Origin of the sequence: Actinomadura rubrobrunea NBRC 15275 (assembly GCF_001552235.1) — a bacterium.
Taxonomy (GTDB): Bacteria; Actinomycetota; Actinomycetes; order Streptosporangiales; family Streptosporangiaceae; genus Spirillospora; species Spirillospora viridilutea.
On record NZ_BCQU01000008.1, the window covers coordinates 21,463 to 45,499 of the forward strand.

18 protein-coding genes are annotated in these 24,037 nt (G+C 71.3%); 5 read left to right on the plus strand and 13 right to left on the minus strand.

The window, feature by feature from the left end; translation table 11 throughout:
- Window positions 1–4: 4 nt before the first annotated feature.
- From dxs to AR3_RS04000, 4 genes are read left to right on the plus strand one after another with little or no spacing between them, the layout of a single operon-like run.
- Window positions 5–1,933 carry a 1-deoxy-D-xylulose-5-phosphate synthase gene (dxs, locus tag AR3_RS03985; RefSeq protein ID WP_067908539.1) on the plus strand — a complete coding sequence of 643 codons (1,929 nt, stop codon included), beginning with the start codon at window positions 5–7 and terminating at the stop codon, window positions 1,931–1,933.
- Window positions 1,930–3,126, plus strand: a complete 1,197-nt coding sequence (ispG, locus tag AR3_RS03990; RefSeq protein ID WP_067908541.1) for a flavodoxin-dependent (E)-4-hydroxy-3-methylbut-2-enyl-diphosphate synthase — start codon at window positions 1,930–1,932, stop codon at window positions 3,124–3,126. Before dxs ends, ispG begins: the two co-directional genes overlap by 4 nt.
- Window positions 3,113–4,513, plus strand: coding sequence for an NAD(P)/FAD-dependent oxidoreductase (locus tag AR3_RS03995; RefSeq protein WP_067908544.1), 1,401 nt, complete (start codon window positions 3,113–3,115; stop codon window positions 4,511–4,513). The genes ispG and AR3_RS03995 overlap by 14 nt, the downstream gene beginning before the upstream one ends.
- A 15-nt stretch (window positions 4,514–4,528) precedes the next feature.
- A complete protein-coding gene (locus AR3_RS04000) occupies window positions 4,529–5,539 on the plus strand; it encodes an alpha/beta hydrolase (RefSeq protein WP_067908547.1) in 1,011 nt (336 codons plus the stop codon).
- 157 nt (window positions 5,540–5,696) lie between these two features.
- Here AR3_RS04000 and AR3_RS04005 read toward each other — a convergent pair whose 3' ends face one another.
- Window positions 5,697–7,016 carry an NADH-quinone oxidoreductase subunit D gene (locus tag AR3_RS04005; RefSeq protein WP_067908550.1) on the minus strand — a complete coding sequence of 440 codons (1,320 nt, stop codon included), beginning with the start codon at window positions 7,014–7,016 and terminating at the stop codon, window positions 5,697–5,699.
- Window positions 7,013–7,567 (minus strand): NuoB/complex I 20 kDa subunit family protein, encoded by a 555-nt coding sequence (locus tag AR3_RS04010; RefSeq protein ID WP_067908553.1) that lies wholly within the window; start codon window positions 7,565–7,567, stop codon window positions 7,013–7,015. The genes AR3_RS04005 and AR3_RS04010 overlap by 4 nt, the downstream gene beginning before the upstream one ends.
- Before the next feature lie 1,762 nt (window positions 7,568–9,329).
- Between AR3_RS04010 and AR3_RS04015 the strand changes: the two genes are divergently transcribed.
- The gene (locus tag AR3_RS04015; RefSeq protein WP_217998438.1) at window positions 9,330–10,718 is read left to right on the plus strand and encodes a non-reducing end alpha-L-arabinofuranosidase family hydrolase; all 1,389 of its coding nucleotides are present in this window, start codon (window positions 9,330–9,332) and stop codon (window positions 10,716–10,718) included.
- Between the two features lie 721 nt (window positions 10,719–11,439).
- On the opposite strand, the gene AR3_RS04020 is transcribed toward AR3_RS04015, so the two are convergent.
- The 11 genes from AR3_RS04020 to AR3_RS04070 all read right to left on the minus strand — a co-directional run bounded on the left by AR3_RS04020 (window position 11,440) and on the right by AR3_RS04070 (window position 24,027).
- Complete coding sequence (locus AR3_RS04020; protein ID WP_067908560.1) at window positions 11,440–12,171, minus strand: MBL fold metallo-hydrolase; 732 nt, start codon at window positions 12,169–12,171, stop codon at window positions 11,440–11,442.
- A 332-nt stretch (window positions 12,172–12,503) separates the two neighbouring features.
- Complete coding sequence (locus tag AR3_RS04025) at window positions 12,504–13,430, minus strand: alpha/beta hydrolase (RefSeq protein ID WP_067908564.1); 927 nt, start codon at window positions 13,428–13,430, stop codon at window positions 12,504–12,506.
- A gap of 3 nt (window positions 13,431–13,433) precedes the next feature.
- Complete coding sequence (locus tag AR3_RS04030) at window positions 13,434–13,991, minus strand: maleylpyruvate isomerase N-terminal domain-containing protein (RefSeq protein WP_146150376.1); 558 nt, start codon at window positions 13,989–13,991, stop codon at window positions 13,434–13,436.
- Window positions 13,992–14,059: 68 nt separating this feature from the next.
- The gene (locus AR3_RS04035) at window positions 14,060–15,133 is read right to left on the minus strand and encodes an ArsR/SmtB family transcription factor (protein ID WP_067908571.1); all 1,074 of its coding nucleotides are present in this window, start codon (window positions 15,131–15,133) and stop codon (window positions 14,060–14,062) included.
- A 64-nt stretch (window positions 15,134–15,197) separates the two neighbouring features.
- Window positions 15,198–16,487: a hypothetical protein gene (locus tag AR3_RS04040; protein ID WP_067908574.1), complete on the minus strand. Its 1,290-nt coding sequence runs from the start codon at window positions 16,485–16,487 to the stop codon at window positions 15,198–15,200.
- A gap of 25 nt (window positions 16,488–16,512) precedes the next feature.
- Entirely contained in the window at window positions 16,513–17,775 is a 1,263-nt protein-coding gene (locus AR3_RS04045) for an ATP-grasp domain-containing protein (RefSeq protein WP_083950914.1), read from the minus strand.
- A gap of 40 nt (window positions 17,776–17,815) precedes the next feature.
- A complete protein-coding gene (locus AR3_RS04050; RefSeq protein ID WP_067908580.1) occupies window positions 17,816–19,072 on the minus strand; it encodes an MFS transporter in 1,257 nt (418 codons plus the stop codon).
- Window positions 19,069–20,334 (minus strand): ATP-grasp domain-containing protein, encoded by a 1,266-nt coding sequence (locus AR3_RS04055; protein WP_067908583.1) that lies wholly within the window; start codon window positions 20,332–20,334, stop codon window positions 19,069–19,071. Before AR3_RS04055 ends, AR3_RS04050 begins: the two co-directional genes overlap by 4 nt.
- A gap of 39 nt (window positions 20,335–20,373) precedes the next feature.
- Window positions 20,374–21,507, minus strand: coding sequence for an amidinotransferase (locus AR3_RS04060; protein ID WP_067908586.1), 1,134 nt, complete (start codon window positions 21,505–21,507; stop codon window positions 20,374–20,376).
- Window positions 21,500–22,927, minus strand: a complete 1,428-nt coding sequence (locus tag AR3_RS04065; RefSeq protein WP_067908588.1) for an iron-containing redox enzyme family protein — start codon at window positions 22,925–22,927, stop codon at window positions 21,500–21,502. The genes AR3_RS04060 and AR3_RS04065 overlap by 8 nt, the downstream gene beginning before the upstream one ends.
- Window positions 22,924–24,027 carry a 50S ribosomal protein L11 methyltransferase gene (locus tag AR3_RS04070; protein ID WP_067908591.1) on the minus strand — a complete coding sequence of 368 codons (1,104 nt, stop codon included), beginning with the start codon at window positions 24,025–24,027 and terminating at the stop codon, window positions 22,924–22,926. The genes AR3_RS04065 and AR3_RS04070 overlap by 4 nt, the downstream gene beginning before the upstream one ends.
- Window positions 24,028–24,037 lie beyond the last annotated feature (10 nt).

Here is a 24,037-nt window from a genome sequence, read left to right on the forward strand (position 1 = left end):
CGGCATGGGACTGCTGGAGACCATCGAGCAACCCGCGGACCTGGCGGATCTCACCTACGACGAGCTCGCCGTCCTCGCCCGGGAGATCCGCGAGTTCCTGATCGAGAAGGTCGCCCGGACCGGCGGCCACCTCGGGCCGAACCTGGGCGCGGTGGAGCTGACGATCGCCCTGCACCGGGTGTTCCGCTCGCCCCGCGACCGGATCCTGTGGGACACCGGCCACCAGGCGTACGTGCACAAGATCCTCACCGGCCGCCGGGAGGGATTCGACCGGCTGCGGCAGCGCGGCGGACTGTCCGGGTACCCCAGCCGGGCCGAGTCCGAGCACGACTTCGTGGAGAACTCCCACGCGTCCACGGCCCTGTCGTACGCCGACGGGCTGGCCAAGGCCGACCGGCTGCGCGGCGTCACCGACCGGGCGGTCGTGGCGGTCGTCGGCGACGGCGCGTTGACCGGCGGCATGGCCTGGGAGGCGCTGAACAACATCGCGGCGGCCAAGGACCGTCCCGTCGTCATCGTCATCAACGACAACGGCAGGTCGTACTCCCCGACGATCGGGGGGCTCGCCGCCCACCTCACCGCGCTGCGCACGACCCCCGGCTACGAGCGGGTCCTGGAGTGGGGGAAGAAGGCCCTCAACGAGCTGACGCCGGTCGGCGGCCAGGTGTACCGGGCCCTGCACGGCGTGAAGAAAGGCCTCAAGGACATCCTGGCGCCGCAGGCGATGTTCGAGGACCTCGGGCTGAAGTACGTCGGGCCCGTCGACGGCCACGACATCGAGGCGGTGGAGAACGCGCTGCGCCTGGCCCGCGACTTCGGCGGCCCCGTGGCCGTGCACTGCCTGACCTCCAAGGGCCGCGGATACCGTCCCGCCGAGACCGACGCGGTCGACCGCTTCCACGCGGTCCGCGTCATCGACCCGGTGACCGGCGCCCCCACACGGCCCGCGGGCCGATCGTGGACGTCGGTGTTCTCCGACGAGCTGGTGCGGGTCGGCAAGGACCGGCCCGACGTGGTCGCGATCACCGCGGCGATGCTGCACCCGACCGGGCTGGACGGGTTCCACAAGGCGTTCCCCGACCGCGTGTTCGACGTCGGCATCGCCGAGCAGCACGCGGTCACCTCGGCGGCGGGGCTGGCGATGGGCGGACTGCACCCGGTCGTGGCGATCTACTCCACGTTCCTCAACCGGGCGTTCGACCAGGTGCTCATGGACGTCGCGCTGCACCGCTGCGGGGTGACGTTCGTGCTGGACCGGGCCGGCATCACCGGCGACGACGGCGCCAGCCACAACGGCATGTGGGACCTGTCGGTCTTCCAGGTCGTGCCCGGGCTGCGCATCTGCGCGCCCCGGGACGCCGCCACGCTGCGCACCGGGCTGCGGGAGGCGGTGGCGGTCGAGGACGCGCCGACGCTCCTGCGCTTCCCCAAGGGCGCGATCGGCCCGGACCTGCCCGCGATCGACTCGGTGGACGGCATGGACGTGCTGCGGCGCCACGGGGCCGAGGACGTGCTGATGGTGGCGGTCGGCGCGATGGCCCAGGTCTGCGTGGAGGCCGCGGACCTGCTGAACGGCCAGGGCGTGGGCGTCACCGTGGTCGACCCCCGCTGGGTGAAGCCGCTCAACGACGCGCTGCCCGAGCTGGCGCGCCGACACCGCCTGGTGGTCACCGTCGAGGACAACGGGACGACCGGCGGGTTCGGGGCGGCGCTGTCGCTGGCGCTGCACCAGGAGGGCGTCGCCACGCCGGTGCGCGCCTTCGGCATCCCGCAGCGCTTCCTGGAGCACGCCAAGCGCGACGAACTGCTCGACGAGTGCGGCCTCACCGCGAACGACATCTTCCTCGCGACCGTCGAGCGGCTGACCGCCCTGACCGACGACGCCGAGGTCGCGACGGCGTCGACGACCGCCGTGAGGAGCGTGACCCGATGACCGTCCAACTCGGCATGCCCGCGCTCGGCGCGCCGCGGGAGACGCCCCCGCCGCCGGAGCGCCCGAAACGCCGCCGGTCCCGGCGGCTCATGGTGGGGAACGTGCCCGTCGGCGGGGACGCGCCGGTGTCGGTGCAGTCGATGACGACGACGCCGACCGCCGATGTCAACGCGACGTTGCAGCAGATCGCCGAGCTGACCGCGTCCGGCTGCCAGATCGTGCGGGTGGCGGTGCCCTCGCAGGACGACGCGGACGCGCTGCCCGCCATCGCCCGCAAGTCTCCGATCCCGGTCATCGCCGACATCCATTTCCAGCCCAAGTACGTGTTCGCGGCGATCGACGCGGGCTGCGCCGCGGTCCGGGTGAACCCGGGGAACATCAAGAAGTTCGACGACAAGGTCGGTGAGATCGCCAAGGCGGCCAAGGACGCCGGCGTGCCGATCCGGATCGGGGTGAACGCCGGTTCGCTGGACAAGCGGCTGCTGGCCAAGTACGGCAAGGCCACGCCCGAGGCGCTGGTGGAGTCGGCGCTGTGGGAGTGCTCGCTGTTCGAGGAGCACGACTTCCGCGACATCAAGATCTCCGTCAAGCACCACGATCCGCCGACCATGATCCGCGCTTACCAGCTGCTGGCCGAACGCTGCGACTACCCCCTCCACTTGGGGGTGACCGAGGCGGGGCCGGCGTTCCAGGGGACCGTCAAGTCGGCGGTGGCGTTCGGGGCGCTGCTGTCGCAGGGGATCGGCGACACCATCCGGGTGTCGCTGTCGGCGCCTCCCAAGGAGGAGGTCAAGGTCGGCATCTCCATCCTGGAGTCCCTCGGCCTGCGGCAGCGCGGCCTGGAGATCGTGTCCTGCCCGGCGTGCGGACGCGCCCAGGTGGACGTCTACAAGCTGGCCGACCGGGTGAGCGCGGCGTTGGAAGGCTTTCCGGTGCCGTTGCGGGTCGCCGTGATGGGCTGCGTCGTCAACGGCCCCGGCGAGGCCCGGGAGGCCGACCTGGGGGTGTCGTCGGGCAACGGCAAGGGCCAGATCTTCGTCAAAGGCGAGGTCGTCAAGACCGTCCCCGAGTCCCAGATCGTGGAGGCCCTCGTCGAGGAGGCCATGCGCATCGCCGAGGAGCAGGGCGTCGACGTCGACGGCATCGGCTCGTCGAGCGGGGACGACGAAGGGGACCGGCATGACGGGCCGTGACCGTTGGGACGCGGTGGTGCTGGGAGCCGGCCTGGGCGGAATGCTCGCGGCCGCGGCCCTGGCCCGGCACATGGACCGGGTGCTGATCGTCGAGCGGGACCGGCTCCCCGCCGGGGCCGAATGGCGGCGCGGCGTTCCCCAGGCCCGGCACGCGCACAACCTGATGACGGCCGGGCACACGGCGATGGACCGGCTGCTTCCCGGCCTGCGGCGGGACCTGGAGGCGGCGGGCATGGTCAAGGTCGGGATGCCCCGCGACATGCTGCTGCTGACCGCGGGCGGCTGGATGCCCCGGTTCCCGACGCCGCTGTTCATGATGACCGGCTCCCGCGCTCTCATCGATCAGGTGGTGCGCGACCGGTTGCGCGCCGATCCCCGAATCCGGTTCCTGGAGCAGACCGAGGCGGTGGGGCTCGTCACCGAAGGACCCGACGCCACGGTGGTGCGGGGGGTGCGCGTACGCGGCAGCGGCACGCGGGACGGCGTGCGGGAGCTGTCGGCGGACTTCGTCGTCGACGCCACCGGACGCACCTCCCGAGCGCCGGAATGGCTGCGGGCGTTGGGCTGCCAGCCTCCGCCGGAGAGCGTCGTGGACGCGAAGGTCGCCTACGCGACCTGCGTGTTCGACCCGCCGCCGGGCCATGAGGCCGACTGGAAATGCATCCTGCTGCAGTCGACCCCGCAGGCGCCGCGCCAGGGCATCCTCAACCCGATCGAAGAGGGCCGGTGGATGGTCTCGCTCGCCGCCATGGGAGGACGGCGCCCGCCGCGCGACCACGAGGAGTTCCTGCGGTTCGCGGGCACACTGCGGTCCCACGTGCTCCACGACGTGCTGCGCCGGGCCCGCCCGGTGACCCCCGTGCACGGATCCGGACGCACCGAGAACCGCCGCCGGCACTACGAGCGGTTGCGCCGCTGGCCCGACCGGTTCCTGGTGCTCGGCGACGGCGCCGGGGCCCTCAACCCGTCCTACGGTCAGGGCATGTCGGTGGCGGCCTGCAGCGCGGTCGCCCTCGACGAGGCGCTCACCGCCGCGGGCGGCGACCCGGCGGGCATCGCCAGGCCGCTGCGCAAGAAGATCGCCAAATGCATCGACACGGCATGGGCGATCGCCGCCACGGGCGACCTCGCGTACCCGTGGGCGGTCAGCGAGGCCGATCTGACGACCCGGCTGGCGCTGCGCTACCTGTACCGGGTCGTCGACGTCTCCACCTGGAGCCCCGCCGCGGCCCGGGCGCTGTTGGACGTGAACCAGATGGTCGCCTCGGCGAAGGCGGTGTTCCGCCCCCGTGTGGTGGCCGCCGTGCTGCGCGGCCCGCGGCCCTCGCCCGAACAGCCGCCCACCCTCAGCGCCACCCCCTCCCTCGCCCACGCCGACAGTCACTGACCAGAAGGAGAAGGCATGCGGCCTCAGGACGACGTCACCACCGGGTCCGCTTCACTCGCCGAACCGCGGCCCTCTCCCGCGGCCGTCCCCGCCCCCAAGCCGGTCCGCTTCCCGGTCGGCCCCGTCGACGGGCCCGCGGACGCGTGGGAGGTCGCCGCGGACCTCTACCTGCCGGACTCGCCCGCGTCCACCGTGCAGGTGCTGCTGCCGGGCCTGACCTACGACCGGCGCTACTGGACGCTGCCGGAGCCGTACAACTACGCCCATCACCTGTGCCGGGCCGGGTACGCGGTCCTGGCCATGGACCGGATCGGAACCGGCGCCAGCACCCGGCCGCCGTCCGAGCAGGTCTGCACGGACAACCACGTCCACGTGCTGCACCAGATCGTCCAGGCGTTGCGCAAGGGCGAGCACACGGACGTCGCGTTCGACCGCGTCATCACCGTGGGCCACTCCTACGGCTCGGGCATCGCGATCGTGGAGGCCGCCCGCCACCAGGACGTGGACGGCGTCGTGGTCAGCGGAATGCTCCACGCCACCACCCCCCTCTACGAGAAGGTGCGCGCGTTCTTCCACCACGCCTCGGAGGACCCGATCCTGGCCCCCAAGGCGCCCCCCGGCGGCTGGCCGGAGTGGTACATGACGCAGCGGCCCGGATACCGCGCCCGCATGCTCGAACACGCCGACACGATCGATCCGGAGATCTCGGCGCACAACGAGCAGATCAAGGCCACCGCCACCCTCGGCGAGGGCGAGTCCCTGCCCATGACCTATGAGGCCGCCTATTCACGGGCGATCAAGGTGCCCGTGCTCGTCGTCGTAGGAGAGCACGACGCGCTCTTCGGCGGCGAGGGGGCGGGCTTCCCTCCCGAGACCGCCGCGGTCCACGCGTTCGAGGAGTCCTTCTACGCGCCGGAGGCGCGGCTGGAGACCCACGTCCTGCCGGGTGCGGGGCACTCGCTCAACCTGCACCGCAACGCGACCGACTGGTTCGAGATCGTCCGGAAATGGGCGGACCGGCTCTAGGTCCCTCCCCTATGCCCCGTCGGCTCGCTCCCTGCCGGCGGGGCCGGTGCGGGCGGGACGCTCCGCCAGCGCGTTCCGCCCCGCACACCTTGGTCGAGCAAGCCGATCTGGCAGAGGCGGTTTGAAGGACTCGGTCTTCTCCCTCACATGAGGGCGTTCACCTGTCCACGCCGCCCATGAGGGGGTCGAGACTGGCGACCGCGGCGATGACGTCGGCGACCTGGCCGCCCTCGCACATCGCCGGCAGCGCCTGAAGGTTGGTGAACGACGGGTCGCGGAAATGCGCCCGATAGGGACGGGTGCCGCCCTCGCTGACCAGGTGGACGCCCAGTTCGCCGCGCGGCGACTCCACCGCCGCGTACACCTGCCCGGCGGGCGCCTTGAACCCCTCGGTCACCAGCTTGAAGTGGTGGATGAGCGCCTCCATGGACGAGCCCATGATCTCCGCGATGTGCCGGGGCGAATTGCCCAGGCCGTCGGCGCCGAGGGCGAGCCGGGCAGGCCAGCCGATCTTCTTGTCCTCGATCATCACCGGGCCGCGCAGCGACGCCAGCCGCTCCACGCACTGCTCGACGATCCGCAGCGACTGCTCCATCTCCGCCATGCGGACCAGGTGCCGTCCGTAAGCGTCGCCGGTGTGCTGGACGGGCACCTCGAAGTCGTACGTCTCGTAACCGCAGTACGGCTGCGACTTGCGCAGGTCCCACGGCAGCCCCGCCGAACGCAGCACCGGCCCGGTCACGCCGAGCGTCACGCACCCGCGCAGGTCCAGGAACGCCACGTCCCGGGTGCGGGACACGAACACCGGGTTGGCGTTCAGCAGCTTGGCGAGCTTGGCGATGCCCTCGCGGATCTCGTCCACCACGCGGCGCACCCTGTCCAGCGCCCCGGGCGGCAGGTCCTGCACCACGCCGCCCGGCCGGATGTACCCGTGGTTCATCCGCACGCCGGTGATCAGCTCGAAGGTCTCCAGGACGCGCTCGCGTTCGAGGAACCCGTTGGTCATCACGGTGCTGGCGCCGAGCTCCAGCCCGAACGTGGCGATCGCCACCAGGTGCGAGGAGATCCGGTTGAGCTCCATCATCATGACCCGGATGACCTGCGCCCGTTCGGGCACCCGGTCGGCGACGCCGAGCAGCCGCTCCACCGCCAGGCTGTAGGCCGCCTCGTTGAACAGCGGCGCCAGGTAGTCCATGCGGGTGCAGAACGCCACGCCCTGGGTCCAGGTGCGGAACTCCATGCTCTTCTCGATGCCGGTGTGCAGATAACCGACGTTCATCCGCACGTTCTCGACGGTCTCGCCGTCGAGGGTCAGCACCAGGCGCAGCACCCCGTGCGTGGAGGGATGCTGCGGCCCCATGTTGACGACCAGGCGGTCCGTGCCGGAGGCGACCGCGGACGCGGCGATGTCGTCCCAGTCGCCGACGTCCGCGGCGTAGTACTCGACGGGCGCCGCGCGTTCCTCGGTGCGGGTCACCGCGCCCCTCCCAGCGCCTCGGCCGGCGGGGTCCACGTGAGGGCGGCGGAGTCGCGCTCGGCGACCTGCCGCGCCCGCCGCTCCCCGAGCCGGGCCTGGCCGATCCGGTCATGGAGCTTGACGATGGCGTCCAGCAGCATCTCCGGCCGCGGCGGGCAGCCCGGCAGGTAGACGTCCACCGGGACGATGTGGTCCACGCCCTGCACCACGGCGTAGTTGTTGAACATCCCGCCGGACGAGGCGCACACGCCCATCGCGATCACCCATTTGGGGTCGGGCATCTGGTCGTAGATGCTCCTGATCACCGGCGCCATCTTCTGGCTCACCCGGCCCGCGACGACCAGCAGATCGGCTTGGCGCGGCGTGGCCGAAAAGCGCTCCATGCCGAAGCGCGCCAGGTCGTGCCGCGGATCCCCGGCGGCCATCATCTCGATGGCGCAGCAGGCCAGACCGAACGTGGCGGGCCACAGCGAACTCTTGCGCGCCCAGCCGGCGATCTTCTCGACGCTGCCGAGCAGAAAACCGCCGGGGAGCCGCTCCTCAATGCCCATGAAGGCTCCCTTGAGACTGTCGTCGGTCCGAAAGGACCGGGTGTGGCTGATGACGGCGTGCCGTTCGCGGCCTGGAGGAACGGCCGTCCGGCCCTCCAGGACGCTGTGACTGCTGATGGACAATCGCGGCCGCCCGACGGACACCGCGCCGGTCTCATCGCCGACCGGTCCGCCCGGTCGACCGGCTGCGGAACCTGCTGCCGCGCCTTCGACTGCTCCCCGACCGAGAGCCCGGTCGTTCGGCCCCCGGCGGGCGCCGCGTCGACGTCGAACGGCTGACGACCTGGCCGGCGCACCAGACGGCGTGGACCGAAAGGGGCGCGGCCCTGGCCGCCACCCGGTCCCAGTGCACTCAGACGATCAGGGCGTCGGCCCGTCGCCGCGTCGCGCTAGCGGCTTGACGTCATCACCGAGAATCCTCCCTGATCACCGCCCAGGCCATGACGACATACCTTTCCCAGAGAAAAGGAAGCACTCCCATACTGATGAACGACCGGGGGCAAATCAATGAGGAGGGCAATAGCAATTTCATGCCAGGGGCGCGTGATGACGGCCACAGGAAGCCGAAAACCGCAGGTCACAGGCACACGAGGCCGGTCACCTGATTCGCGTCGCGCCGTATCCGCACAACCATGGACCGGCTCCTGACATCGGCTGATAGCCGATTTTCCAAGGCGCCGAAGACATCTTGAGCACCGCCATCAGCGACAATGCGGAGTTCAATGCCCGGACGACGCGACCTCTCCATGACGGGCGGCGGCTTTGAGCCTGAGTCCGTCCCTGCGCCGCACTGGGCCTCCTCGGCGCGTTGATGTCCAAGTCCGGGCCGAATGCGTCTTCCCCATTGAGGACGAACAGCGCTGCGCCGACCTCGTCAAGGCGGCGCGGCCAATTAGGCGGTGTACGCAAGCCACCCCCGCCCCCGGCACCCTTCGGCACGGTGACCGCCCCGCCGCCTCCTCGACGTGCCGTACGGCGAAGCCGAGGGCACCTAACACTGCTCGCAATCAGTGGACACCTGAGCACCTGATGCGAGTCCCGAACAGCACCCCACCCGCCGCCCCTGTGAGGCAGTTGGACACCGCACCCCCCGCACTGGCCGATGAACCAGCGACGCTCCTCGTCTTCGAACTTCTACCGCGCCCCCAAGACCGGGCCGGCCCCCGACAGTGACGCCACGCCGGACAGGTCCGGGCGGACGTCTACGCCGCGTCGCGCGTGAGTACAGCAGCCAGGCGTTGATGACGGCGATGGAGGGTGACCTCGTAGCGGACGGCCGGACTCGTCGTAGCGGTGACCAGAGATCGGCACGCAAACTGCCGGAAGTTCGGCGGGCAGCACGGCGGCGGTCGCGCCGCAGCAGCGGTGCAGGGTGGAGAACCTGCCACAGCCCGCGCAGCAGGCACCGCGCTTCGTCACTGGCAACGCATGCCGTCAGGACGTCCGCGGACTCAACCGTGCTCTCATGATCGAGCCGATGGGCGCGAAATATTTCATGGCGCTCGTCCGGCCGCCGGGCGGCATACACGCACTAGCTGCTGATTCGCACCCCAAAGATTTCGAGGGACCGGGCCCCCTTGACGCACCGGCCCCTCTCATATTTACTCCGGCTACCGCCGCCCCCCTTGATCACCAATGGAGACGAGGACCGTCCGGTCCGGAAATGTTAGCGCTAACATCGCACGCCGACCGAAAGGAAGAGCCCATGTTGAGGATCGGTGCGGTGCTGGCATCGCTCCTGCTCTCGGTGCTCACGTTCGCCATGAATCCGCTGCCCGCCGAGGCCGCGACGGTGGATGTGAACACGTGGTACGTCCTGGTCAACCGCAGGAGCGGCAAGGCCCTGGACGTCTACAACCTGGCGACCGGCGACGGCGCCCGCATCACCCAGTGGACCAGGAACGACCAGTACCAGCAGCAGTGGCGGTTCGTCGCCTCAGGCGACGGCTACTACCGCATCATGTCGCGCCACTCCGGCAAGGTGCTGGACGTCCAAGGCTTCTCCACGGCGAACGGCGCCCCGATCGTCCAGTGGACGGATCTGAACGGCGCCAACCAGCAGTGGCGGCTGGCCGACAGCCCGAACGGCTACGTGCGGTTCATCTCGCGCCACAGCGGCAAGGCTCTCGAAGTGCAAGGCGGGTCCACCGAGAACAACGCGAACATCGTCCAGTACGACGACTGGGGCGGTGACAACCAGCAGTGGCAGCTGGTCCCTGTCGACCGCGTCGACTCGTCTCCGACGTGCGACCTCCCGTCGAAGTACCGCTGGACATCGACGGGCCCGCTGGCGCAGCCGAAGGCGGGATGGGTCTCGCTCAAGGACTTCACCGTCGCCCCCTACAACGGCAAGCACCTCGTCTACGCGACCACTCACGACACGGGCACCAGGTGGGGTTCGATGAACTTCAGCCCGTTCGGCGACTGGTCGGAGATGGCCTACGCCAGCCAGAACGCGATGACGAACGCCGCCGTCGCGCCCACGCTGTTCTACTTCGCGCCGAAGAACATCTGGGTGCTCGCCTACCAGTGGGGACGAACCGCCTTCTCCTACCGGACGTCGACCGACCCCACCAACCCGAACGGCTGGTCGGCAGAGCAGGAGCTCTTCTCCGGGAGCATCTCCGGCTCCCCGACGGGTCCCATCGACCAGACGCTCATCGCCGACGACACGACCATGTACCTGTTCTTCGCCGGTGACAACGGGAAGATCTACCGGGCCAGCATGCCGATCGGCGATTTCCCGCGCAGCTTCGGCACGGCCTCGACGGTGGTCATGAGCGACACGACGAACAACCTGTTCGAAGCCGTTCAGGTCTACAAGCTCAAGGGCCAGAACCGCTACCTCATGCTCGTCGAGGCGATCGGTTCGCAGGGCCGCTACTTCCGCTCGTTCACGGCCACCAGCCTGAACGGGTCGTGGACGCCGCAGGCCGCGACCGAGAGCAACCCCTTCGCCGGCAAGGCCAACAGCGGCGCCACGTGGACCAACGACATCAGCCACGGCGAACTGGTCCGCACGAGCGCCGACCAGACGTTCACCGTGGACCCCTGCAACCTGCAGCTGCTCTACCAGGGCCGCGACCCCAACTCCGGCGGCGACTACGGTCTCCTCCCCTACCGGCCGGGTCTGCTGACCCTGCGACGCTGACGGAGTGACCGGGGCCTGTACCGGTGCGGCCCCAACGTGGGCGGGCTCGGCGGCAGGCGGAGCCCGCCCACGTCACTCATGCAGGACGTTTCCTCACCCCTGCCGACCGACCGCAAGAGTCATCTGAACCTCGGACGCAGAGGCAGAACACTCCGGTGTCGTCCTGGCTAAGCGACACCACGGAACAAGGCTGCGATCGTCGCGGTCTTGTGAAGGCCCATAGATGGCCGCCGCGTCGTAGACATTGCCCAGCACCACGTCAGGCCGGTCCCCCCGTGCCCACTCCCCTCGCTCACCGCCGGGCCGGCGCGCCACAGCCAGCGATGGCAGGCCGGATTTCGCCGCACGTCCGCATCATCAAGCGGTCGGCGTCGTCCGCTCGCGACGCCTCCCGGGACGGCGTATATGCGGTGACAGGCCCACTCCATGGGGCCGGCCTCGGCACGAGGCTGCAGCGCGCTCGACGCTGCTCCGCGACAACGCAGCCTCCCCGCTCCCCCAGCAATGGACGACGCTCCACAGAACTCATCCGGACACGCCGCCCCCGACTAGGGCCTTTCTCGCGGAACTGGATCTTGTGGTTGCTGCTTGATGGCGGCCACGGTTCGCCGGCTCGGTGCGACGGGATCATGCCGACTTCCGCGGCTGCGCCTGCCGACGGCGGCCGGTGCGGCGTCCGGCACAGCTCGGCGGCTGGGTCGGGCGTCCCCCGACCGTCGGCTCACGCCGGGCGCGCGCGTTCCACTGCTTCGGCCGGCGAACCGTGGTGGGCCGGTCCGTGACCGGGGAGGAGAACGTCGGCGTCGAGCGTGCTCAATTCGTCCAGCGCGGCGACGGTTCCGGCCCAGTCGTGGTGGAACATCCGAGGCAGCAGCTGCGGGCCCCGCGTCCGGGAGGTGGGATGTGCGGTCACGAGGGCGTCGCCCGTGATCAGTACGCCGGCCTCGGGCAGGTGGTAGGCGCAGTGGCCGTCGGTGTGGCCCGGCGTGTGCACCGGGACGGGCCGCCCAGGAATGTCCAGGCGCCCGGGGAACTCCGAGGCCTGCGGGACGCTGACGTCCTTCGTGCCTCCGACACGCAGCACACGCAGCGCCCACGGCAGCACTCCCGGACGCCAGCTGTTGGCCAGGATCGTGGCCGGACTGATCTGTTGCAGCATCTCTCGGCGCGCGTGCGGGACCTCGAGCGGATGCATCAGCACCGGCACGTCGTAGGTCTCGCCGAGATACCGGGCCGACCCCAGATGGTCGGCGTGCCCGTGGGTGATGAGGATCGCGACCAGGTCCTCCGGTCGCCGTCCGACGGCCGCCACGGAGGACAACAGGCGATCCCGATCGCCTGGATAGCCGGTGTCCACGAGCGTGACCGCGTCATCCTCGGTGAGGATCACCCAGTTCGTGTCGCTGCCGTGGACGAGATGGACACCGGCTTTGATCTCCGTGACGTCAGTCATGGGTGGAAGTCTGGCTGATCCTCGACGGCCACGCACCGCCCGGTGATCAATGTCACCCGGGAACGGCCTGTGCCGGAATTTTGAATAAGGAGAACACGACCAGGAATCCGCGCGCCTCCAACTGATTGCACATTGACGGAAAGTGATTGACGGAAAGTGGTCAGCGCATGGGCCGCGGACGGCCCACCGTTCACTGGGGCGCATGCCGCTGTGCACGTGGTCCGGTGAAGGCGGGCGGGCGCCCTGCCCGCCCGCCTCACCGCAAGGCTGGGACGACCGCGTTTGCGGGTGTCATGCCGGCTCGCGCCGCCGGCGGGTGGGGCTGCCGGGGATCACGGATGCAGCCACGGGCGGAGTTCGGCGGCCAGCCATTCCGGCAGGGCCTTGCTGGCCGGGACGCGGCCGTTGTGGTGCAGGAACCCGTGGATCATGCCGTCGAAACGGCGCAGGCGCACCGGAACGCCCGCCTCGGCGAGACGCTCGCCGTACCGTTCGCCCTCGTCGCGCAGCGGGTCGTATTCGGCGGTGGCGATGATCGCCGGTGGCAGGTCGGTCAGGTTGCGGGCGCGCAGCGGCGCGGCGTACGGGTGGTCGGCGGCATAGGGGGTGGGCAGGTACAGCTCCCAGGCCTTGCGCACGAAGGCCGTCGTCATCCCGTAATCGTCGCCGTACCGGAGGCCGCTGGGGGTGGCGCACGCCGGGTCCATCGGCGGATGGATCAGGACCTGCGCCACGAGGGGGCCGCCGACGCCGAGGTCGCGTGCGGCCAGGGCCGCGCCGGCGGCGATGTTGGCGCCGGCGCTGTCACCGCCGATCGCGACGCGTCCGCCGTCCACCCCGAGCGATTCGGCGTGCTCGGTCAGGTGGGCGAGCGCGTCGAGCACGTCGTCGATCTGTCCGGGGAAACGCGTCTCGGGCGCCAGCCGGTAATCGACGCTCGCGACCACCGCGCCGGTTCGGTGGGCGAGGTTCGTCAGCGGTGTGTCCCAGGTGTCGAGGTCGCCCCGGGTCCACGCCCCGCCGTGCAGCCACATCAGCACGGGCGCCGGGGCGCTTCGGTCGACGGGATAGTAGAGCCGTACCGGCACCGCGTTCCTACCCACGGTGATGTCACGGATATCGGCCATCGGGGCCGGCTCGCCCTGGAGTGCGGTGACGCCCCTGATCTCCGCGCGCGCCTCTTCCAACGTCATGGATTCGAGCGGCGGGGCGTCGGCGTCTTCGGCGAGCAACTCTCGCACATGCGGATCGAGCGGCATCTGTCAGCTTTCCTTTTCGCTCATCACGGCCAGTTCGCCGAGGTGGATCGCGGCGTGCCAGTAGGGGCTCTGGTCCGGGATGGACAGCACGTACTGGGCGAACGCGCCCGTGCTGGTCGCCTTCGGATGGTCCAGGGGGAATGGAGCGGTCCACTGCTCCTCGTCGTAGCGGGAGAGCTCGTCGTTCAGCGCGTCGCACACGGCTTCGAACCGGTGCAGGAGCAGCTCGACGGGAAGCTCGCGTCCCGCCATGACACCGGCGAGGTTGAGGGCCTGGCCGGACGACGGGGTCTCCCAACGCTCGTCCAGGCTCCAGTGGACGCGTCCGAAGCGCGCCTCGGTCAGCACGGCGAGACTGATCTCGTCCCACATCATCACGTGGGCCACGAGGTCGCGCAGCGAGTCGCAGAAGTCGCCCAGGGGGCCGCCGCGCACCCGGTACGGGGCGACGAGTTCGTCCTCTGCCAGGTTCTCCACCTTGGCCGCCAGCAGACGCCGGTCCGTCACCGTGCGGCGCCTGGCCTCGTGGATCGGGAGGATGCCGTGAGCGCCAGTCGTCATGTCGGCGACGCTAGCGGCGGCGGTCCGCGAATCGGGAAAGGCTGACGATCGCCGGCAGACTTGCGCCGTCAGCGCCGCAGGACGTCGAGCAGGTCCGACCCGAGAAGGGCGATCTCGGCGTCGTCCAGCGCGTAGCGGACGTAGTGCCCCGCCCGCTCGGTCCGCACCAGTCCGGCCGCGCGCAGCACGGACAGGTGCTTGGTGACCGCGGACTCGGAGAACCCCCACAGTCGCGCGATCTCGCGGGCGGATCTGGGCTCGACGGCGATGGCCCGGCACACCTCCAGGCGGGCGGGATGCGCCAGCGCGAGCATCCGGCGGAGCGTCGCCCGGGTGCCCGCGGCCCGCTCGGGAGATCGCAGCGGGTAATGCACTACGACGGGCCGCCCGGGCTCGTCGGTGACGTACAGGTGGACGCTCCCGACGGCGGTCGGGGTGAGGACCAGGCCGCGGCCCGCGACCTGCAGGCGCTTGTTCTGCACCTTGTCGACCACTATGCGGTCCTGGGCCGGGTGGACCCTGATCGCCGGGGACAGGCCGGTCGCGGCGCGCGTCCAGCCGTGCCGGGCGCACAGGGCCGTCCGCGCGGCGACCTCGGCGGCCAGCCGCGGGGAGACCCGCGCCCACTGGTCCGCGAAGAACGCGCTCCAGCAGCGGGCCAGCAGGCCGACCAGCGCGTCCCGCGCGGCGGCGGGGTCGTCGAGGACGCGCCGGACCAGCGCGCGGACCGCCGGGCCGCGGGCGCGGGCGAGACGCAGCACGCTGGTGCGCACCCGCCCGTCGGCGAGGTTGGCGGGGCGTCCGCGCAGCCGCAGCAGCGGCCGCAGCACCGCGGCGGCGAAGTCCTCGGCGGGCATCCGCCGGATCCATTCCAGCTGGTCGGCCCAGTGGCGCCGCGGCACGGCCGTCGGGTCCGCGAGCAGCGTCGCGCGCACCGCGCGGACCGCGAACGACCAGTCCGTCATGTCGCGGACGAGGTCGTCGGGAAGGCGTTCCCGCAGGCCGGCCGCCCAGTCGGCGCGGTCCGGGTGGTTGCCGACGTCGCTGAGGACATGCCACGCCCAGCCGAACTCCACCAAGGGAGACACGGCGAACCGCACGTCGTCGTCGGTGGCCCCGAGCAGGTCCAGGGAGATCGGCATGCCGGAACCGTATCCCGCGGCCGGCGGAGGCCGGTCGGCCTCCGCCGGAGCCGGGGAGCGCCGCTCAATAGTGGAAGACGGGGGCGATCCTGGCGCCCTTGCCGGACAGGTTCACGACGGAGCCGGTGCCGGACGGCATGGCGCGGCAGAACGCGCCGCCGTAGCCGTCGGGGACGGTGAAGACGCCCCAGACGGCCGACCATTCCTCGATCGCGCCGGTCCGCGGGTCCATCACCGGTTCCGGACGGGGACGGACGCGGCGCTGGACGATGTGGCCGCGGCCCGTGCACGCGGCGACGGTCTCGGCCCATTCCCGGTCGGTCTGGTCCCAGCCGACGTGCACGCCCGTCCCGCCCAGCCCGCCGATCGGCTTGATGATCATGTTCGCCCGTTCGGCGCGGACGAGGTCGGCCAGGTCGGGGGTGAGCATCCGCGTCCACGGCAGGATCCGGTCCACCAGGGCCGCCTCCTCGGCCGACAGCTCGCCCCGCAGCTCGGGGTCGGAGACGAGCGGAAGGCAGCTCTTGTAGGAGAACATGGCGCTCGTCAACGGGGTCCAGAGCACCACCTCGCCCGCCTCGTGGGCGCGCACGATCCGCTCGACGTGCGGGTCGTTGCGGGGGTCCCGGCACAGCTGGCCGACGGTGAAGTAGCGCAGCACCAGGTCGACCGGCCGGTCCCGCAGGTACAGCCGGCCGCCCCGGCGCTCCACCTCGTCGACCTCGCCGAGCAGCACCTCGACGCCGCACCGCTTGACCGACTCCTGGAAGGAGCGCTGGAGCGCCAGGTACTTGGGCATGCCGCCGATCGCCTCCAGGGACGCCACGACCGGCGCGTCCTTCCCGGTCGCCGCGACGAACTGCCGGGCGATGGCCTCGACGGTGTCGACGTGGCCGAGGCCGAACTCCGCGGCGAACGCGCCGAACGCCTCGGTGGCGAGCAGGGCGCGGCCGGCCTCGGACACGTCGACGCCGCCGAGCTCGCTGCCGACGTTGAACTCCAGCAGCCGCAGGGCCGAACCGTCGTCGTACAGGTCCGCGCGCCCGTAGCGGGGCGGCCGGTCGGCCAGCCGGGTCATCAGGGCGGCCTGCCGCTCGTCCGCGCCGATCGCGGCGCACAGCTTGCGCGGGTCGCCGTCGAACAGCCGGTCCGGCAGGCCGGCCAGCAGGTCGAACAGGCCGGCGACGTCGTCGGCGGCGGCGCGGATGCGCTCCTGCTCGATGAACATGGGCCGGGGCAGCAGGTAGCGCCCCCACCCCTCGCGGAACGGCGCGGAGAACTCGGCGGCCGCCATGACGTCGCGCAGTCCGCCGTCCTCGGCGGCGCACGCGTCCAGGTACTTGCCGGTGACCATCGCGGCGCTCCCCCTTTCCCGTCGTCTACTCGTCGGGGTCGATGATCAGGTCCTTCTCCAGCTTGCGGATGGCCTCCCGGTCGGCCTGGATCTGCGCGTCGTCGTCGTGGGCGAGGATGATGTAGCCCATCGTCATGCTGGCGAAGATGTCGGTGCTGGCGAGCACGCGGTCGCCGGTGCGCACCCGGTTCACCGCGGAGTGGTAGCTGGGCAGGTCGCGCGCCTGGTCGTAGATCTCGGCGTTGCGGACGATCCCGGTGGAGTGCGCCATCAGGAACACGGCCATGACGTGGCGCCGCTGCGTGTAGCCGGGCGGCAGCTGCGGCCCGAGGCCGCGGCAGACGTCCACGATCCGGGTGACCTGGCTCTCCCCGTTGGCGATCTCGGTCACCGCGGGGTTGCCCGCCCCCGCCAGCCGCGGGTTGACCTCCAGCAGCCGCGGCCCGTCCGGGGTCATCATGATCTCGGTGTGGGCGGCCCAGTTGCGCAGGCCGACCGCGTCCAGCACGCCGAGCGCGTAGTCGATGAGCTCGCCGTAGGCGTCGCGGTCGTAGGGCAGCCATTCGACCGAGTCGTAGACCGCGATGGCCTCGCCGAACGGGACCCGGCGATACTTGATCATGTCGGTGATCGAGTGGCGGCCGTGGTGGCTGACGGTGTCGACGGCGTACTCGGTGCCGGTCATCTGCTCCTGGACCAGCACCTGGTCGGCGACCACGCCGAGCTTGTCCTCGGTGCCGAGCAGCGCGTCGAACCGCTCGCGCCAGCCCGCGCCGCCCGGCGCGCGGCTCACCCCGACGGTGCCCGCGCTGTTCGGCGGCTTGATCACCAGGTCCTTGCCGGTCAGCCCTTCGCGTTCGATCCACGCGGCGACCTCGTCCGGGTCGGCGGTGCAGATCTGCCGGGCGATCGGCAGGCCGGCGGCGGCGACGGCCTGGTGCATGCGGTGCTTGTGGCGCCGCGCGTCCAGCAGTTCGGGGACGTTGGACGACTCGGGCGTCAGCGCGTCGGACAGGCGCTGCGCCAGGTCCAGCGACGCCTCGAACGCGGGGATGACCGCGATGGGCTTGAGCGCCCCGAGCCGCTGGATGGTGCCGTCCAGGTCGCCGGGGTGGTGGTTGACGACGGCGTCGTACTTGGCGGGGTCGTGCCCGGACTGCATCGGGCCCAGCGGCGGGCCCTCGTAGTCCATGACGGCGACGGGGCTGAACCCGGCCTTGCGCAGCGCGGGGGCCAGCAGCGCCGCCGAGGAGTAGGGCCGCACGATCGCGACTACTGGTCTGTCCATGAATGCCCGCTTTCCGGTTGTTCGTTGGTTCGATGCCGTCTCAGTCGCCGTCGGCGGCGGCCGTGACCGCCGCGGGTTCGGCCTCCGCCTCGCTCCTGCGGCGCGCCACCCCGGCGCCGGCCGCGACGAGCACCGCCGCCGCCAGCCCGCACGCGCCGGTGAGCAGCCACACCCCCGAGCCCCAGGCCTGCCAGGCGGCGATGCCGATCATGGGACCGATGGCGTATCCGATCTGCTGGGGGACGGTCGCCGCGGCGATGTAGCGGCCGCGCAGATGCGCGGGGGCGACCAGGCCCGGGTAGGCCATCATCGACGGCGCGGCGACGACCTCGCCGAACGTCCACACCATCGTCGCCAGCAGGAGCATCGCCAGCGCGTCCGGCCCGGTGTAGAGCAGATGGCCGACCCCCAGCAGCGCCATGCCCGCCGCCATCGGCAGCCCGATCGGCAGCCGCTGCGTCCACTTCGACAGCAGCACCTCGAAGAGGATCACCATGGCGCCGTTCAGGGTCAGCAGCATCGCGTACACGCGCTCGGTGCGGCCCGAGCCCGTGACGTACAGCGGCAGCGCGGCGGAGCTCTGGATGTAGGCGATCGCGGTGAGGAACAGTCCGAGGACGACGACCACGAACCGCCGGTCGGCCAGCACCTGCCGGTAGCCGGCGCGGTCGGCGCGGCCGTCCTCGGCGCCGCCGGCGCGGCGCGTCTCGACGGACCTCAGCAGGACGAGGGCGACGACGCCGAAGGCCAGCGAGGTCGCCGCGTCGACGTAGAACAGCGTGGCGAAGGAGGAGTAGGTCAGCAGCAGCGCGGCGCCCATCGGTCCGAGCGTCGAGCCGACGTTGAACGTCAGCCGCATCACCGAGAAGACCATGACCTGCCGGTCCTTCGGCGTCAGCTCCACCACCCAGGCCTGCGCCGCGGGCCGGAACGCCGTGGCGGTCAGTCCGGCGCCGCCCGCCACCGCGATCCCCGCCCACATGTTCGGCACGTGCACCAGGGCGGCGGTCAGGACGGCGGTGCCGACCATCGAGCCGACGATGACCCGGCGGTAGCCGAACCGGTCGGCGGCGGCGCCGCCGACCGCCGACCCGGAGATCCGCCCGATCATCAGCGCGGTGAACACCACGCTGCTCTCCCAGGCGGTGAAGCCCTCGTCGGTCAGGAACAGCACCAGGAACGCGTTGAGGAACGACGCGAGGTTGCTGATCAGGTTGCCGAGCACCAGGACGCGGACCGTCCCGTCCATCTCCCGCAGCGTGGCGAGGACGGTCGGGTGCTCCCGGTCCCCGCTCACGGCGCCTCGTCCAGGGGCGTGCCGGCGAACTCGAAGAAGCGGTCCGGGTCGGCCACCGCGGCGCGGGTCTCCTCCAGCGTGTCGCCGACCGCGATCACGAAGCCGCAGCGGGCCAGCCCGTACGGCGGCAGCCGCACCCGCGCGCCGGGCTGCGTGCCGAGCCGGACCTCGTGGACGGGCGGGCGCACCAGGTCGGTGCGCGCGGTCGCCGAGGTGATCTCCATGTCGTAGGGGGGGTAGGCGAACCGGATCGAGGCGGCCCGCAGGGGGCCGGGGAACTCGATCGTCGGCGCGCGGCCCGCCACGACGTCGGCGGCGGCCAGCGACGCGTCGACGCCCGAGGTCAGCAGCCCCAGGTACGGGATCATGCCGCCGCCGAGCCGGGCGTTGATCTCGATGACGTGCATCGCGTCGGGGGTCAGCTTGAACTCGATGTGCGTGTAGCCGTTGGTGAACCCCGCCGCCTCGTGCGCCCGCTGCAGCGTCTCCACCATCACCGGGTCGGTGAGCAGCGGATCGTTCGCGTCGACGTCGTGGCCGACCTCCTCGAACGCCATCCGCGGGCCCTCGCCGAGGACTTTGCGCGCCACGATCAGCGGGGTGCACTCGCCGTCGCGCAGCACGCACTCGACGGAGATCTCCGGGCCGTCCAGGAACTCCTCGACGATGACGTAGTCCTCGAACTGGCGGATGCCGCCCATCCGGACCCCGTCGGTGACGGCGAACGCGTCGGCCAGGTCCTCGGGCCGCTCGACCTTGCGGACGCCCAGGCTGCCGCCCAGATTGCGCGGCTTGAGGATCACCGGGTAGCCGACCCGGTCGGCGAAGGCGCGGGCCTCTTCCAGGGAGGACACCGCCGTGGAGGCCGGCTGGGGCAGCCCGGCCTCGCGCAGCGCCTTCCGGGTGGCGGCCTTGTCGCGGCACCGCGCGACCTCGTCCGGGTCGAGGACGGGCAGGCCGAGCGCCGCGGTGAGCTGCGCGGAGATCTCGATGTAGACCTCGTCGTAGCAGAAGACCCCGGCGACCTCGTGCTCGCGGGCCACCTCGCGGGCGGCCGCCGTCAGCTTGTCCAGGTCGAGGCAGTCGACGACGGTGTGGCCGACGATGTAGGGGTCCTCCCAGGTGGGCGGGGTCGGGTTCAGCAGCCACAGCCGGTACCGCGCGGACACCGACTTCAGGATGTATTCGCGGAGCACCCAGTAGCTGCTGGCCACCAGGATGAGCAGCGGGCGGTCGTCAGTCGCCGTCGGTTCGTGGGGCATGCGGACCTCGGTGGGATTCGGATTCGGGGGCACGGTCGGTCAGGAGGTGAAGTAGTCCTCCAGTTCTCCGCGCCGTCGCACGTCGAGGGTGGCGCAGTGGAAGCCGCCGCCGAAGGTGTTGACCGTGCGGAACGGCACCGGGATGGGGGTGAACCCCTCCTTGTCCAGCAGCCGCAGCAGCTCGGTCTCCTGCGCCTCCACGAAGATCCGCTCCTGGTCGAGCATGAGCGTGTTCATGGCGATCCAGCGGCTGCAGAAGTACATCGGCTGGTCGGCGGGGATCGCCGGTTCGGGGCAGACCAGCACGTCCCAGCCGGCGAACATCTCCGGCAGCTCGCGCACCCGCTCGGGGTTGATCAGGACCCGTCCGGGCCGCAGCGGGACGAAGGTGGCGTTCATGTGCATCGGATGGTCGTCCACGAACGTCACCTCGTGGACCCGGAACTCGCCCTCCAGCAGCCGCCGCATCCACTCGATGCCGAACCGGTTGGTGACGTGGCTGCGCTGCACCAGGATGTCGCGGCCGAAGCGCATGAAGTCGCCCGCGTCCACGAGCGGCTCGAACTCGGTGATCACCGAGGCCTCGGGCGGGAACGGGTCGTCCGGATCGGGCGGTCCGTCCGGCTTGGCCGCGGCGTAGTCGGGGTTGTAGGACGCGTCGGTGAGCTCCGGCTTGGGGGCGGCGACCCAGCGCGCCCCGCGGCGGAAGTAGTCCTTGAAGATCGTGCGGAACGGGTGGGTGGCGAAGTAGTACGACCGCCACCCCATCGTCGCCTCGACGATGCGGTCCCCCGCCACGAGGGCGATGTCGCGGGGGAAGGTGTGCGACGACCCTCCGGTGGACGACCAGTCGGGCGTGCCGAACGGGCGGGACTGGTCGACCGGGTCGGGGCGGCGCACCGTCACCCCCTCGCCCTCGAGGATCTCCACGAAGCCCTCGAGCTCCTCGCGGGCCTTCTCGATCTGCTCCTGCGGGAACGCGCCGCCGCCGTTGCGGCGGTAGAACTCCCACGCCTCGGGCGGCACGGTGGCCTCGATCGCCGGATGCCACGGCGGGACGGCGACGCCGTCGATGGCGCCGACGATCACCTCTTCGAGGGGGTCCCACTCGTTGTACGAGCGGACCGGCGAGGCGGCGCGGGCCGCGGGCGCGTCGGCGACGGTGTCAGTCATGCTGAGGCTTCCCTTCGATGCTCCGAACGGTCACGCGCGCCGTCGCCGACGCGGCCTTCAGGCCGTGCAGCCGGCTCTTCGGGACCAGCAGCACGTCGCCCTTGCCGAGCCGGTGCGGCCGGTCGGTGGCCCACGCGTACACGTCCACTTCGCCGTCGGCGACCTCGACGAGCCGGTCGGAGTCGTACACGACCGTGCTGAACGGGTCGTCGGGACGCAGCGCGGCGACCACGGCGTCGTCGCTCGCGGAGGTCGCCAGCGACGCGCCCAGCTCGGTGTGCCGGTCGAGGGAGTCGGCCCAGGCGATCTGGGCGCGGAAGTCCTCGTCGCCCAGCCGCAGCAGCAGCTTGGTGTCCTCGATGCCGCGCACCAGCTCGGGGATGACCAGCTCGCCGTGCGCGCGGGCGAGGCCGAGCAGCAGGTTCTGGTACGTCATCCGGCCGTGGTGCACGTCGATGTGGGCGTGCTCGTCGCAGTAGCGCGCGTCCACCCGGTCGCCGAACACGGCGCGCAGCATGGCCCCGGTGTCGGCGAACCCCTGCGCGAACAGCCATTCGAGGTAGGTCACCGCGGCCATGTAGCGGAACATTCCGCGGTGGTCCTCGGTGAGCCAGTTGAAGTAGTTGACGCCGATGAGGGAGCTGGTCAGGTAGAAGTTCCAGTAGGCGTGCAGGTCGGTGTGCAGCCCGACGCTGGCCAGCATGTCCTTGAAGATCGTGCTGTGCTTGGCGCCGTAGACGCCGTAGCCGAACTCGTCATTGAAGATCTTGAAGAGCTCGGACTGCTCGGCGCCGTACGAGCCGCCCAGGTTGCGGGCCATCGCCGACGCCTCGGTCAGCGCGTCCAGCGCGAGCTGGATCAGGTGCAGCGCCGCCGCCTCCTCCGCGTGCCGGCACTCGGTGATGGCGCGCATGGTGCCGCTCACCGGGGCGGCGGGGTCGACCGCCGGGTTGACGCCGGTCGCGTCGGCGGGCGCTCCGGCCTGGCCGACCTCGGTGAGGAAGTACTCCTGCAGTTCGTCGAGGGTCCGCACCGGCGGCACCGACACGGCGTCGTCCAGGAAGGAGAACGCGTAGCGCTCCAGACCGGGGCGGATCTCGTCGCGCAGCCGCCGCACCTCGTCGCTGTAGAACAGGTCGAAGTCGTCCTTGGCCGCGGCCAGGCCGGCCGCCGGCAGCAGGATCATGTCGCTCTCGTAGGCGTTGCACAGCACCCGCCCGGCGACGAGCTGGCCGCTGCTGAGGAACTCCGCCTCGGTCGCCGGGGTGGAGAAGTCGCGGTCGGCGTATCCGGGCGGACCGATCGGCCGCCGGTAGGGGTTGCCGAGGATGTAGACCTCCGGCCCGGGCTGGAAGATGCGCTGCCCGCAGTACGCGGCGAACGCGTCGGCGCGGTGGCGGGTCTGCGTGGTGGTCGTCATCGCGTGGTCTCCTCTCGGCCGGACCGGGCGCCGGCGGGCGCCGCCAGGGAGAAGCGCACGCTCTCCCCGTCGTGCGCCGCCTCCAGCGACACCGGCTCGTCCGGCTGCACGCTCACGGGGGCGGGCAGGACCTGGATCGCCTGCTTCCAGTGGGAGTGGACGTGGTCGGGCGCGTTGCTCAGCGTGATCCCCGGCATCAGCTCCAGCTCGAACCAGAACGCGATGGCGTGCACCTTGCCCACCGCGGTGGGGCGCACCGTCAGCGTCGTGCGGCGCGGGCTCGCGTCGGCGGTGTAGAAGTCGAAGTCGAAGACCTGCAGCGGCTCCGACAGCGTGCGGTGCTCGTGGCGGCGCAGCCGGGAGTCGAAGTACTCCAGCGTGGACAGCCGGTTGAACGGGGTCAGGTCGAACCCGTACAGCTTGCCCACGTGGTTCTTGCGGAACAGGGGGACGCTCTCGACGAGCTGGGCGATGACGCGTCCCCGCGACGGCATGATCGTCGCGTCGGGGGCGAGCAGGTGCTCGCGCGCGTGCGCGATCGTGCGGAGGATGCCCTCGCCCAGCAGCCCGCAGTCGACGGTCTCGGTGACCAGCAGGTCGGCGCGGCGGGGCAGGTCCTCGGGCACCGACATGCGGGTGGACATCTTCGGCACGACGGTGATCGCGTCCGCGTAGCCGGCCGCGCGGATCACCTGGACGGTGGTCTCGGCCACCGACGGCTGGCCCTCGCAGGCCACGACGCGCCGGGCCCCGGCGCGGGCCGCCATCATCGCCAGCAGCCCGGAGCCGGTGCCGATGTCCAGCACCAGCGCGTCGGGGTCGGCCGCCACCGCCCGCGTGATCGCCAGGTCGTACAGCTCGGCGCGCTCCTCGTCGTGCAGCATCTCCCAGTGCCAGCGGGGGACGGCGCGCCGCACGGCGCGGTTGTGTCCGATCCGCGCCTCCTCGTTGTCCTGGTCCAGCCCGAGGATCAGCCGGTACGCCTTGGCCGCGTCCTCGTAGCGGCCCTGATCGTGCAGCTCGCGGCCCCAGCGCAGGAACTCGTCGAGTTCCAGGGTCCCGGCGGGGCCTGGAGCAGGAGCGTCATGGCTCGCTGTCACGGCCGTGCCT